The organism is Veillonella parvula, from assembly GCF_002005185.1.
Taxonomy (GTDB): Bacteria; Bacillota; Negativicutes; order Veillonellales; family Veillonellaceae; genus Veillonella; species Veillonella parvula_M.
Genome location: NZ_CP019721.1, coordinates 2,089,888 through 2,101,984, shown reverse-complemented (window position 1 = coordinate 2,101,984; position 12,097 = coordinate 2,089,888). Strand labels below are relative to the sequence as shown.

Sequence of the window (12,097 nt, the reverse complement as noted above, 5' to 3'; positions counted from 1 at the left end):
GTTGTTAATACTTTATTTAGATATATGAAATACGGAGTTTTAATGATTAACTTTAACTTCCTTGATGAATGGCTATTGTTAAAGTCTAATGTTAAGAATCTTTTTCTTAACCAAAGGCTAACTAGATTTCCATACTTAGTAGGTGTAGCATTTCTTTTTTTAGAAGTCTATTTTGGTAATTTAATTAACTTTCTTGGGATTATAGGATCCCTAAAATTTAATTTTAATGAAGCCTTTCAAGAGTATTTTGATAATGTAATTTTCACTTCTAATTACATGATTGATAAACCAATTTTTTTTATTATGACAATTATCATTAATATTTTAGGGGCTTTTATTCTATCGGAATTAGTTAAAAGACGACTAAATGATTTTAGTGGTGGTACTCTTGGAAGGTATATACAATATGTTATCTTAATTCTTAATATATTACTTCTAGGCTATTGGGGATATAATCAAAGTATTACTAATATAGATGTTAAAGTGACTTTAGACTTTTATATTTATCTTTTCTATGAGTATATAGTGCTCTTATTGCTAATATTTATGCCTTCTAATAAAGTTGCTAATCAATATGGTTTGCCAAATGGAAAGCAGCGGAGTGGAGAATATATTATCACATATGAACCGATATATAGTTCTAGCGATGATAAAAAGAGGGAAGATTATTGGGATAGAATTGGTTTATCTCATTCCATAGATTCCTTTAGAAGCATGTTTATCAATAAGCTGTTTGATTATCGAACTAGAGCTAAAAGGCAAGAGTTATACTGGGGTGTATTTATGTTCCAGATTATGACGAGTGCGCTTAATTCTGTTTTATTTTTCTTCTATGAAAATATATTTAACCTAGAAATTGCTATTGTTGCTAGTATAGTTATCTATTGGATCTTTTGGTTATGGTATATATTAGCTAATATCAGTTGTACTGTTAGAAGATTACATGATACAGGTCTTAGCGGTTATTGGTTAGTGACAATGTTTATTCCTATTATTAATATCTACACTTTGTATATGACTGTATTTAAACCATCCATACATAGTGTTGAACTAAATTCCCTTAACGAATAAAACTGACATTGAATTCTACTAAATAAACCCCTTTACTTTTTTCGTAAAGGAGTTTATTATATTCCAATAATAAATCATATGTAATTAAAATGGTTTCCTGTAATGACGCATATTTTAGCGCTTTGCGGATAAAAAGGACCTTTCTTCGCCGGACGGTTCTAGAAGCCAGAAAGGATGTAATGAACGATCAAGTTTCTATTTCAACAGCAAATATTCGTGGTGCTTTTGGGGCATTTTTTATCCCCGGTATGTACACAGCTTTATGGGCTGGTTTCGTGCCATATTTAAAAGCAAAGCTTAGTATTGGTGAAGATGTATTAGGTTCCATGATTTTGTTGCTCGGTGTAGGTTCTTGTTTATCCATGGCTATAGCAGGTAAGCTTGTAGAAAGCTTTGGGTGTAAGAGAGTCGTTTTGTTAGCTAGCTTTATTGGTATGGTATCTCTTGCCATCGTTACTATGTGTCCTACTATTGCTACAACAACAGTAGCCCTGTTCTTTTTTGGTATTGGTGTAGGCCTTAGTGGTGCTTCTGCTAATTTACAAGCTATCCTAACAGAAAAGGTGAGCAAAAAACATTTAATGGGCGCCTATCACGGTGGCTGGAGCTTAGGTGGTTTTGCTGGTGCCGGTGTTTTGCTCGTGCTTTTAAAAATCTTATCGCTGCCTGTTAATCAAAGTATTTGGGGACTTCTCATCGTACTATTTATTGCGATGGTCATAGTTAGCCAATTTATGTTGACCTTTGGTAGTGATCCAAATGCAAAGGTTACTAAAAAATCTAAAAGCCCATTGTCCTTTCATCCAATCGCTCTTATTTTTGGTTTATTGTCCTTTGTTTCTTACTTGGTAGAAGGTGCTGTAGGGGATTGGAGTGCATTATATTTATTTGAAGATAAAGGGATTGTTATCGAAGAGGCTGTCATGGGTGTAATGCTCTTTAATGGTACTATGTGTATAGGCCGTTTGCTTGGTAATAGATTAGGTAAACACTTAACATCAAAGCAAGTTGTTGTTGGTGGCTACTTACTTGGCTCTATTGCGATGGGGCTTATCGTGTTCTTGCCAGGTCATGCATCCATGTATATTTACTTATTATTGGGTATTTCATTAGCTATGATAGTACCAAACCTATTCTCTGCAATGGGGGAACAAAATGTCATTCCTATGACACAAGCGGTCGCAACATCCACAATGCTCGGTTATATGGGTATTTTGATGGGACCTGCCTTAATTGGTTTCATTGCGCACGGTACAAGTCTTACAGTAGCATTTATCGTATTGACTACATTGCTTGTTGTAAGTGCAGGTATTGGTAAATACGCATACCATTTAATGAGTAAAGACTGTGGTCTTAGTGAAGAACAAATTTAATAGCCTATAATTAAGGAGCTACGATTCTCGTATCGTAGCTCCTTTTTCATATTTTTATATTTTATGTATTTCACGCATTAAAAAGCCACAGGTCTAGAACCTGTGGCTTTTAGAACTATCATTATATATTGATTAGATTAGCGATCGCCATTGAAGATGGAGTTTTTAACAAGTACATAGTCTACTTTGCGAATGGCTTGTAGAGTCGTACCGCCAGCGTAAGAAATAGCGGATTGTAAATCTTGTTCCATTTCAGTTAATGTATCGAAGATAGAACCTTTGGAATCGATGAAAATCTTTTTGCCTTCTACGTTTTTGCGTTCCCCTTTTTGGAACTCAGAAGCAGAACCAAAGTATTCTTTTACAGCTTTACCGTCAACGATTTTTTCTTCCCCTGGAGATTCTTCATGACCAGCAAATAGGGAGCCAATCATAACCATGGTAGCACCAAAGCGAATGGATTTTGCGATGTCACCATGGTCACGAATACCGCCGTCAGCGATGATAGGTTTAGTAGCTGCTTTTGCGCACCAGCGAACAGCAGCCAATTGCCAACCACCAGTACCAAAGCCGGTTTTCAATTTTGTGATACATACTTTACCAGGACCGATGCCTACTTTAGTCGCATCAGCACCAGCATTTTCTAGTTCACGAACTGCTTCTGGAGTGCCTACATTACCAGCGATAATGAAGGTTTCAGGTAAGTTCTTTTTTATGTATTGGATCATTTCGATGACCGCATTGGAATGACCATGTGCAATATCAATAGTGATATATTCTGGGGTTAAGTTTGCTTTCTTAAATTCATCAACTAAAGCAAATTCTTCAGCTTTTACGCCGATAGAAATAGAAGAATATAGGTTAAGGTCGTGCATGCGTTTTACAAAGTCCATACGACGTTCTGGTTGGAAACGATGCATGATATAGAAATACCCTTCACGAGCTAATTTTTCAGCCAACTCTTCGTCGATAATAGTTTGCATATTAGCAGGTACTACTGGCAAGCGGAATGTGCGTTTACCTAATTTTACATGTGTATCACATTCGCTACGACTGGAGACAATACATTTGTTAGGAATCAATTGCACGTCTTCATAATCAAAGATGTTAGTTGTATTAATCATAGTTTCTATATCTCCTTCGAGTATTACATATTGAACCTGTACCATTATACAAGAGACTCATAAAATTTTCAATACGTTCCGAATATTTTGTTTGGTGTAAGGGATAAACTGTAGTACAATACAAGTAGATTGTATAAATAATATATTCATTTATAGATATATGGTAAAAGGAGGTTGATTAATGTGGAACAGTCTAAAACCCGTATGCTTGCTGAAGCTGGCGTAGCAATTGCCATTGCTCAAGTGTTGTCATTTATTACGATTTTTCATATGCCACAGGGGGCTCTATTAAGGCGGCAGCTTTGGTACCACTCATGATTTACGCATATCGTTGGGGCGGAACACGAGGTATTTTCGCAGGTGTTGTATATGGTATATTACACTTTATTTTAGGCTTTAAATCATCTGTTCATTATTTAAGTATTATATTAGACTACCTGGTTGCTTACGGTGCTATTGGCGTTTGTGGTTATTTTAAAGATTCTCTTTCTGGACTTATCACTGGATCCATCGTAGGTATTGTATTGCGTTGGGGAGCATCTGTTACGAGCGGTGCTGTAGTCTTTGCTAGCTATGCTCCACAAGGGCAGAATCCTTGGGTTTATTCCATGATTTATAATGCATCCTATATGGTACCAGATGGCCTTTTAAATATTGCAGTTTTACTATTCATCTACCAAGGTGTCAAACGAGGTTTACAACGTCGTGGATAAATTAGGTTTAATTATTTTGGCTGGAGGACTCAGTACTAGAATGGGGCAACCTAAAGCTTTGTTGCCTTGGATTAATGGTGAAAGTCTTATATCTCATGCCCTTCGTAAGGGATTAGATGCAGATGTTCAAGATATTCTTATCTCTATAGGTGATGACGAGCAATTAGGACTTGCTATCCAGACTCATATTATAGATACATTGTCGAACGATGAGAAAAATAAGGTTTCTATTGTTCGAGATTCTGTTGGGCGATGCGGACCTTTAGGAGGGCTGTATAGTACTCTAGCGGTTGGTACTAGTTCTGCTTATGCGGTAATGGCAGTAGATATGCCATTCATGGAAATGGATTTGTATTATGATTGGCTCTATCAAGTAGAGCATAATGATTGGAATGCCATTGTCCCATATAGTGAAAGTGGAAAATCTGAGCCGATGGCCGGTATTTATAGGCCATATATTGCGTCCTTAATTCAATCTATTCTTGTTGGCGAAAATGTATCCTTGCATCATGCTCTTGACGTCATTGGGCATATTGAGTCCATTGATGCTACTGACTATAGCTGGGAATTAAGTAATATTAATCGCTTTGAAGATTATCAATGGGCGCGAGCTTTGGCGGAAAATGAATTTCGCCGTGTACCTTTAATTAGTGTGGTCGCATCAAAACGTAAAACAGGTAAGACAACTGTTGTAACGCGTCTTGTGTCTGAGTTACAAAATATCGGTTTATCGGTTGGTGTAGTAAAAAGCGATAAGCATGGCTTTCAGATGGATCATGAAGGAACAGATACAGACCTTGTCTATAAAGCTGGAGCTGATGCGGTTGCAATTGCAGGGCCTACTGAAACAGCGATTCGTATACGCACGAAAGAACAATCCAACTTGTATGAAATATCACAGTTTATGCCTGTAGATATAGTTATACTAGAAACGAGATCCCAAGGGATTGCCCCAATTATAGAGGTTACTCAAGAGGGATATACGGAAGAGCTAATCTCGGATCCGATGGACCGAGTGGCGACGATAGAAATTGGCAAATTGGATCAAGACGTACCTGAATTGGTACGTCACATACAGGAAATGATGAGGAGTTTAAATGGCCGTCGTTACTGTTGAGAAGGCGCTCCAATTGTGGGATGAAGCCTTACAAACGCAAGTTCATAAAGTTGAAACAATAGATGTTAAGGCTGCGAAGGGGTACGTGTTAGCAGAGGACATTATTGCACCCACAGACGTACCTGCATTCCCAAAATCAGCTATGGATGGTTATGCCATCGCCTACGAAGAAGGTCGTAATGAATATATCGTTGACGGTATTATTGGTGCTGGTGTTGTATGGGAACATCCCGTAGACGTTGGTCATGCGGTGCGTATTATGACTGGTGCACCGGTACCAGACACATGTGATACTGTCATTATGCAAGAACAAGTGGTTGGCACTGGTGAACCACAAACTACAATTACGATTCAAGGCAAATATCATTGTGGTGATCATATTATTCCACAAGGTGAGGAGTGTGTTGCCGGCACCATTGTGATTCCACGTGGTACAGAGGTAACATCTACAGTACAAACCATTTTGACGGGACTTGGCATTATTGAGATCTCTGTTAATGCCATGCCTCGTGTATTAGTTCTTACCTCTGGTCATGAGGTTATTGAACCTGGTGAAAGTTTAAAACCTGGTAAAATTTACAACTCTAATCGAGCTATGATTTGTGGGCTCTTGGAGGATTTAGGGTTTCACAAGATAACACACTATCATGTAAGTGATGCTCCGGAGGAGCTAGATTCTGAAATCAATCATGTTTTGAAACTTAGTGAAGAAGCAGATATTATTATCAGTTCTGGTGGTGTATCGGTAGGTCTTTTTGATACGATGCCTCTTATTTATGAAAAACTAGGAGCAAAATCTATCTATGCCCGTATTCAAATGCGACCGGGTGCAGCATCTTATGGTGCGGTTACCCCAAAAGGTCAGATTATCTTTGGTTTGTCCGGTAATCCAGGGGCTGCCTTTAATGGATGGCATTTAATTGTAGCGCCTACCTTGAAGCGTTACAAAGGGTTGGCTAATTGGACGACTCCAGTGGTGGCTTGCGTAATGGATACAGAAATCTTCAAACGTAATGTTTTTGATCGCTATGTACAAGGAAAAGTGGTGTTCGGCGGTGGTGTGCCACGGTTTGTGGCTAATCGTCACTTTAATAGTAGTAGCATGTTAGGGCTATATACTGTGAATGCGTTGGCATGTATTCCACGAGGAACTCATGAAGTACATCCTGGTGATACATTTAATGTGTATCTATTAGGCTTGCTGCCTGCAGTTTAGACCCTTTTGATTTTTAGATTCTTACTTTAAGGCGTTAGATTTTTTAGAGTTATAGAGTTTTAGAGTTATAGATACAAATATACTAGTTAAGAAACTATAATATTTATAGCTAATCATAATGTAAAAAGACGAGGTTTCTTAGGAGGCCTCGTCTTTGCGTTTATTCAAAACATTTCGTTTATCCAAAAATTATTTTAATTTTGTTACCAAAAATACTGAAATTAAATCTCAATTAAATTATAATAAAATTAAGGGAAGGATATTTTTTTAGTTATATCAATTGGTTTTGATAAAATTGTTTTAATCTACTTTTTATTTACTTTTACTATTATATAGCTATATAAGGAGTGATTTCTATGAGTAAGACTTTCACAAAAAATATCCCAGTAAACGAAATTTTACATCTAGGTGAGCACCTAGAGTATAAAGAGGGACAAGTGATTAGTATTACAATTGCTCAAAATGAGCGACTCAGCATTACACTATTTGCGCTGCCTAAGGGGGAAGAAATCTCTACGCATGTAACAGTAGGCGATGCGATTGTGCAAATCCTTGATGGTGAGGCGCACATCGTTGTTGGTGATGTGGAACATACTGTGAAAGCTGGTGAAACCTTGATTATGCCATCGGAAGTACCTCATAGCCTAGATGCAAGAGAAAGCTTTAAGATGCTGTTGACCGTAGTTAAATAAATATATCATAATAAATGCATCCCTTTGATTAATAAGGGGTGCATTTTTTATGTAAATAATTGAGAGGTATTTGTTTGATTTTATGAGGGGTGTTACGTTATTATGGATTACTTTCACTATACCTATAAACACAATCATATAGATTTCAATAGTGATATATATAAGGTTAGTACATATCATTACAACTGGCACAGTGGCGTTGAAGTCTTGATCTTGTTAAAGGGCAGAATCGACATGAGTTGTAATAGTGAGGTTTTTACAATGGAACCTCTTGATACCATTATTATTTCCCCTCAAGTAGGTCATGCTACGTTGGCCTTAGAGGAGGATACAACAGCTCTTGTTATTCATGTGAGTAAAGAGTTTTTTCAATACTTTGATCCTAACTTCGGTATGTATCAATTTGTATTGCGCTCAGATAAAACTAACCGGGATAATGAATTCTTTATGTCCTTACGTCATCGTGCCGCACAAATGATGTTATTAATGGTAAATAGTGAAAGTCCTAATCGTCAATTATGCTTGGAGAGTTACTTTTTAGCCATGACTAGTGATATAAATCGTGAAATTGATGCGGTTAAGACTATCCCTGTACATACAAAGCCTGCTGATATGACTGTAGCTACCTTTGATAAAATGATTGCCTATATTGATGAAAACTATAAGCAGAAGATAGAGTTAGAAGATATTGCTAAAATAGGCGGTTATAATGTGAACTATACATCTCAATTTTTTAAACGCCAATTAGGGGTTTCCTTTTTAGAGTATTTGTTGCGGTTGAGATTACGAGAGGCTACAGTTCGTTTAGCTAACTCTGAAGATGGAGTAGCACATATTGCGAGTAGTTGTGGCTTTGCAGATATTAAAGCCTTTAATGTGGCCTTCAAGAAACATTTCCATACAACACCATCTGAATATAGAAAGCAAGCAAAAGAGATGGGGCGTAAGACAAAATTACATGATTGGAAGGAAATTATTTCTACTCAGGAAGAAGATATTATAGACATTTTACAAACTTACTTACCATATCAAGATGTCTCTATCGATAAGAATAGATTAGATGAGGCTAATCAAAAGTTACAGGATGTTAGAGACCAACTTGAGATGGTTGTAAAAAGATTACAATCATAATTTTCATTCTTATAATAACTTGTAATTAGCTATAATTTCATGATTTTGAAAATTAAATTAGGTGGATATACAATCATTAGGTATAGGTGATTTTGTATATTTGTTAATCCTATTAAAATATATGGTGAAAGAGCATTACGTTCTGATGGTAGTGCTCTTTTTTTATAATCATATAGGTGAAATTGTATATTTTTAATGGATTAAAAGAAAATAATTAAGGAAATTTTGTATGTGTTTGACAGACTTTCACCAATAAAAATCAACTTGTAAATTGGATAGTTATATACTGAAAAAAGAGTAGAATAGAATCATCGAAAGGAGCTAAGGTTCCGAAACAGAAATAATCACGTCTTAAATATTGAAGTCTTTTTGGAGGTTTGCGATGAGTACGAAGGAACAACAAGTACAAGAAATGACAGATAAGATAGCTAATTTCATTTCTTATATGGCAAAGGTATTGCCTGATGATGTACAAGAAAAAATTCATGAATTGGCACAGGATGAAAAAAATCCTATGGCCAAATCTATTTATGAAACAATGCAACATAATATGGATTTAGCAGCTCAGCTTAATCGTCCTTCTTGTCAAGATACTGGTGTATTACAATTTTGGGTAAAGGTTGGATCTAATTATCCCTTACTAGGAGAATTAGAAGATATTCTAAGAGAAGCAACTTATAAGGCTACACAAGAGGCTCCATTACGATTGAACTGTGTAGAAACTTTTGATGAGTTTAATACTGGTAAAAATATTGGCCTCACTGCACCTTATATTCACTGGGATATCATTCCTGGTTGCGATGATGTAGAAATCTTCCCTTATATGGCTGGTGGCGGGTGTTCCTTGCCAGGGTCAGGTAAAACATTGATGCCAGGCGAAGGCTATGAAGGTGTTGCTAAGTTTGTTCTTGATTTGATGACAAGCTATGGATTGAATGCGTGTCCTCCACTATTGGTAGGTGTAGGGATTGCTACAACTATTGATACCGCTGCTGGATTATCTAAAAAAGCATTAATGCGCCCTGTATCTTCAAAAGCACCTAATGAAAAAGCGGCTTATATGGAACAATTGTTAGAAGATGGAATTAATAAGATTGGTATTGGACCTCAAGGTATGGGTGGGGATAAAACTGTTTTAGGTGTGAACATTGAACATGGTACACGTCATCCATCTGTTATTTCTTGTGCTGTTAGTGTAGGTTGTTGGAATCATCGTCGCGGCGATCTCGTATTTGACAAGGATGGTAATTGCACAGTTAAATCTCATAAAGGAGTGACATTATAATGGCTAAGAAAATATTAACTACACCTATTCAACAATCTGATTTAGCAGGCATTAAGCCAGGCGATGTGATTTATTTGACTGGGCATATTACAACCTGTCGTGATATGGGGCATCGTCGTGTGGTAGAAGAAGGTAAAACGTTACCGGTTGATGTTAAAGATGGGGCTATACTTCATGCAGGTCCAATTATTCGTACTATAAGCGATAATGAATTTGAAGTTGTATCTGTAGGACCTACTACATCTATGAGGATGGAAAAATTCGAATATGAATTTGTTAAAAAGACAGGTGTACGTCTCATTGTAGGTAAAGGTGGCATGGGTCCTGAAACAGCACGTGCCTGCAAAGACTTTGGTGCACTACACTGTGTGTTCCCTGCAGGTAATGCGGTTCTTGCTGCTACAGAAGTCGAAAAAGTAGAATCTGCTAATTGGCGTGAATTAGGTATGTGTGAGACTTTGTGGACTTTTAAGGTTAAAGAATTTGGTCCGCTTATCGTATCCATTGATGCAGACGGTAATAACTACTTTGAAGAAAAGAAAATAGAATATAATAAGAAAAAAGATGAAATATTAGACGAAATATATAAACACGTAGGTTTCATCAAATAATAAGATAAGAATAGCGATTTCTTTATATTATGAATAACTTCATAACTTGTAAATATATCTATATGAGAAATAATTATTAATAATATTGTTTTGTGATTTACAGCGTATCTTCATATAGATATACTATAAGAGTATGACTACCATGAAAGGAATTCTCATGGATTATAGTATTGCTATTACACTGGGATTTCTTGTATTTGCAATCGTAATGTTTGCATTGGAGAAAATTCCATTGTCTATTACGGCTATGATTGTGGCCGTTGGATTACATCTTTCTGGTGTATTAACTGCAGCGGAAGCTTTTAAAGGTTTCGTTGACTCTAATGTTATTTTGTTTATTGCTATGTTTATTATCGGCGCTGCTTTCTTTGAAACAGGTGTAGCTGTTGATGTTGGTAACGTTGTTAATAAATTTGCTAAAAATGAAACTATCCTTATTATTGCTATTATGATGCTTACAGGTATTATGTCTGGCTTCTTATCTAATACAGGTACTGCAGCGGTTATGATTCCTGTTGTTATTGGTATTTGCAAAAAGGGTGGTTTTAACCAAACTAAATTCTTAATGCCAATCGTATTTGCCGCTGCTATGGGGGGAAATATTTCTATGATTGGCTCTCCTGGTAATATGATTGCAAATTCTAATTTGCAAGAAGCCGGCCTTGGATCCTTTAGTTTCTTTGCTTATGGTGAAGTAGGTTTACCTATGCTTATCGTAGGTACTTTATTCTATGCATTCATTGGTAAAAGATTCTTACCTGAGGTTCCAACACGTGAACCTGATCCAAACTATCAAAAAAATGCTGATTTTAGTCATGTTCCAGTTTGGAAAAAATGGGTAGCTGGTTTGGTATTGGTGTTGACTATCGCTGCTATGATTTTTGAAAAACAAATTGGCGTATCCTTAGCGGTTAGTGCTTGGGTAGGTGCACTTGTTATCGTAGCGACAGGAGTTATTACCGAAAACGAAGCAGTTAAGTCTATCGATATGAAGACAATTCTACTATTTGTAGGTTCCTTAGCTCTTGGTACAGCAATGGTAAAATCTGGGGCAGGTGCATATATTGCAAATCTTATTGTTGATGCTTTGGGGGATACACCTAATCCATTGGCATTATTAGCGGTACTTTTCTTCCTATCTGTATTTATGACAAACTTTATGTCCAATACAGCAGATGTTGCATTGCTAGCTCCAATCGGATTGTCTTTAGCATCTCAATTAGGTTTTGATCCTAAGGCAATTCTTGTTGCAATCGTAATTTCTAGCTCTCTTGCGTATGGTACACCTATAGGGATGCCTGCGAATACTATGGTATATAATGTAGCTGGGTATAGTTTTAAGGACTATGTGAAAGCCGGCGTACCGTTGATTGTAGTATCTGCAATTGTATCTTTAGTATTGTTACCGATTTTGTTCCCATTTAACCCATAATTATATTAAGGTTAGTCATACAAGGGGCTGTAACAGGATGTGGTTGTACCACATTCTAGTTGCAGTCCCTTTATAATATAAAAAATACCAAGAAAATTAAGTTTGTAACATCCTAGGTTTTCTTGGTATTTTTTGTTTTTAGACGCACTTAGAGTTGTTTTGTTACAGCCCCTTATTTCTTATTTGGAGAAAATATTTTGGTAATAAGTTAATATAATATAGAGATAGGCAAGAATTGATTAGACATATGGTCTACTTTCATATATAATAGATTACTGTAGTTGCACAAATATACACCTACAGTAGACAGTTAATATTAAATATTGAATATT

Annotated in this window: 10 protein-coding genes and 1 pseudogene; 10 read left to right on the top strand and 1 reads right to left on the bottom strand. The window is 36.4% G+C overall.

The annotated features are described in order from the left end of the window. Positions 1-42: 42 nt before the first annotated feature. Both B1A77_RS09740 and B1A77_RS09735 read left to right on the top strand, forming a co-directional pair. Positions 43-1,071 carry a DUF805 domain-containing protein gene (locus B1A77_RS09740; RefSeq protein WP_187658822.1) on the top strand — a complete coding sequence of 343 codons (1,029 nt, stop codon included), beginning with the start codon at positions 43-45 and terminating at the stop codon, positions 1,069-1,071. A gap of 179 nt (positions 1,072-1,250) precedes the next feature. After that, positions 1,251-2,444, top strand: a complete 1,194-nt coding sequence (locus tag B1A77_RS09735) for an MFS transporter (protein ID WP_077708606.1) — start codon at positions 1,251-1,253, stop codon at positions 2,442-2,444. Positions 2,445-2,581: 137 nt separating this feature from the next. On the opposite strand, the gene B1A77_RS09730 is transcribed toward B1A77_RS09735, so the two are convergent. Next, entirely contained in the window at positions 2,582-3,568 is a 987-nt protein-coding gene (locus tag B1A77_RS09730; protein WP_004696596.1) for a GMP reductase, read from the bottom strand. A gap of 183 nt (positions 3,569-3,751) precedes the next feature. On the opposite strand from B1A77_RS09730, the pseudogene thiT reads away from it, so the two are divergent. The 8 genes and pseudogenes from thiT to B1A77_RS09690 all read left to right on the top strand — a co-directional run bounded on the left by thiT (position 3,752) and on the right by B1A77_RS09690 (position 11,765). Further along, positions 3,752-4,281, top strand: a pseudogene (gene thiT / locus B1A77_RS09725) (energy-coupled thiamine transporter ThiT). Next, on the top strand, positions 4,274-5,398 hold the full coding sequence (mobB, locus tag B1A77_RS09720) for a molybdopterin-guanine dinucleotide biosynthesis protein B (RefSeq protein ID WP_077708605.1): 1,125 nt from the start codon (positions 4,274-4,276) through the stop codon (positions 5,396-5,398). Before thiT ends, mobB begins: the two are co-directional and overlap by 8 nt. Further along, positions 5,379-6,614, top strand: coding sequence for a molybdopterin molybdotransferase MoeA (locus B1A77_RS09715; protein WP_077708604.1), 1,236 nt, complete (start codon positions 5,379-5,381; stop codon positions 6,612-6,614). The genes mobB and B1A77_RS09715 overlap by 20 nt, the downstream gene beginning before the upstream one ends. 356 nt (positions 6,615-6,970) lie before the next feature. After that, positions 6,971-7,306, top strand: a complete 336-nt coding sequence (locus B1A77_RS09710) for a cupin domain-containing protein (protein ID WP_008714361.1) — start codon at positions 6,971-6,973, stop codon at positions 7,304-7,306. A gap of 102 nt (positions 7,307-7,408) precedes the next feature. Next, positions 7,409-8,437: an AraC family transcriptional regulator gene (locus B1A77_RS09705; protein ID WP_077708603.1), complete on the top strand. Its 1,029-nt coding sequence runs from the start codon at positions 7,409-7,411 to the stop codon at positions 8,435-8,437. Positions 8,438-8,819: 382 nt separating this feature from the next. Beyond that, the gene (gene ttdA / locus B1A77_RS09700; protein ID WP_077708602.1) at positions 8,820-9,722 is read left to right on the top strand and encodes a L(+)-tartrate dehydratase subunit alpha; all 903 of its coding nucleotides are present in this window, start codon (positions 8,820-8,822) and stop codon (positions 9,720-9,722) included. Continuing rightward, entirely contained in the window at positions 9,722-10,333 is a 612-nt protein-coding gene (gene ttdB, locus B1A77_RS09695) for a L(+)-tartrate dehydratase subunit beta (protein ID WP_077708601.1), read from the top strand. The genes ttdA and ttdB overlap by 1 nt, the downstream gene beginning before the upstream one ends. 157 nt (positions 10,334-10,490) lie before the next feature. Next, positions 10,491-11,765, top strand: a complete 1,275-nt coding sequence (locus B1A77_RS09690) for an SLC13 family permease (RefSeq protein WP_077708600.1) — start codon at positions 10,491-10,493, stop codon at positions 11,763-11,765. Positions 11,766-12,097 lie beyond the last annotated feature (332 nt).

Bases quoted from the DNA above. Each gene is read 5' to 3' on its own strand.
- ttdB (WP_077708601.1), top strand. From the start codon at position 9,722: ATGGCTAAGAAAATATTAACTACACCTATTCAACAATCTGATTTAGCA.
- B1A77_RS09690 (WP_077708600.1), top strand. From the start codon at position 10,491: ATGGATTATAGTATTGCTATTACACTGGGATTTCTTGTATTTGCAATC.
- B1A77_RS09710 (WP_008714361.1), top strand. From the start codon at position 6,971: ATGAGTAAGACTTTCACAAAAAATATCCCAGTAAACGAAATTTTACAT.
- B1A77_RS09705 (WP_077708603.1), top strand. From the start codon at position 7,409: ATGGATTACTTTCACTATACCTATAAACACAATCATATAGATTTCAAT.
- B1A77_RS09730 (WP_004696596.1), bottom strand. From the start codon at position 3,568: ATGATTAATACAACTAACATCTTTGATTATGAAGACGTGCAATTGATT.
- ttdA (WP_077708602.1), top strand. From the start codon at position 8,820: ATGAGTACGAAGGAACAACAAGTACAAGAAATGACAGATAAGATAGCT.
- B1A77_RS09740 (WP_187658822.1), top strand. From the start codon at position 43: ATGATTAACTTTAACTTCCTTGATGAATGGCTATTGTTAAAGTCTAAT.
- B1A77_RS09715 (WP_077708604.1), top strand. From the start codon at position 5,379: ATGGCCGTCGTTACTGTTGAGAAGGCGCTCCAATTGTGGGATGAAGCC.
- B1A77_RS09735 (WP_077708606.1), top strand. From the start codon at position 1,251: ATGAACGATCAAGTTTCTATTTCAACAGCAAATATTCGTGGTGCTTTT.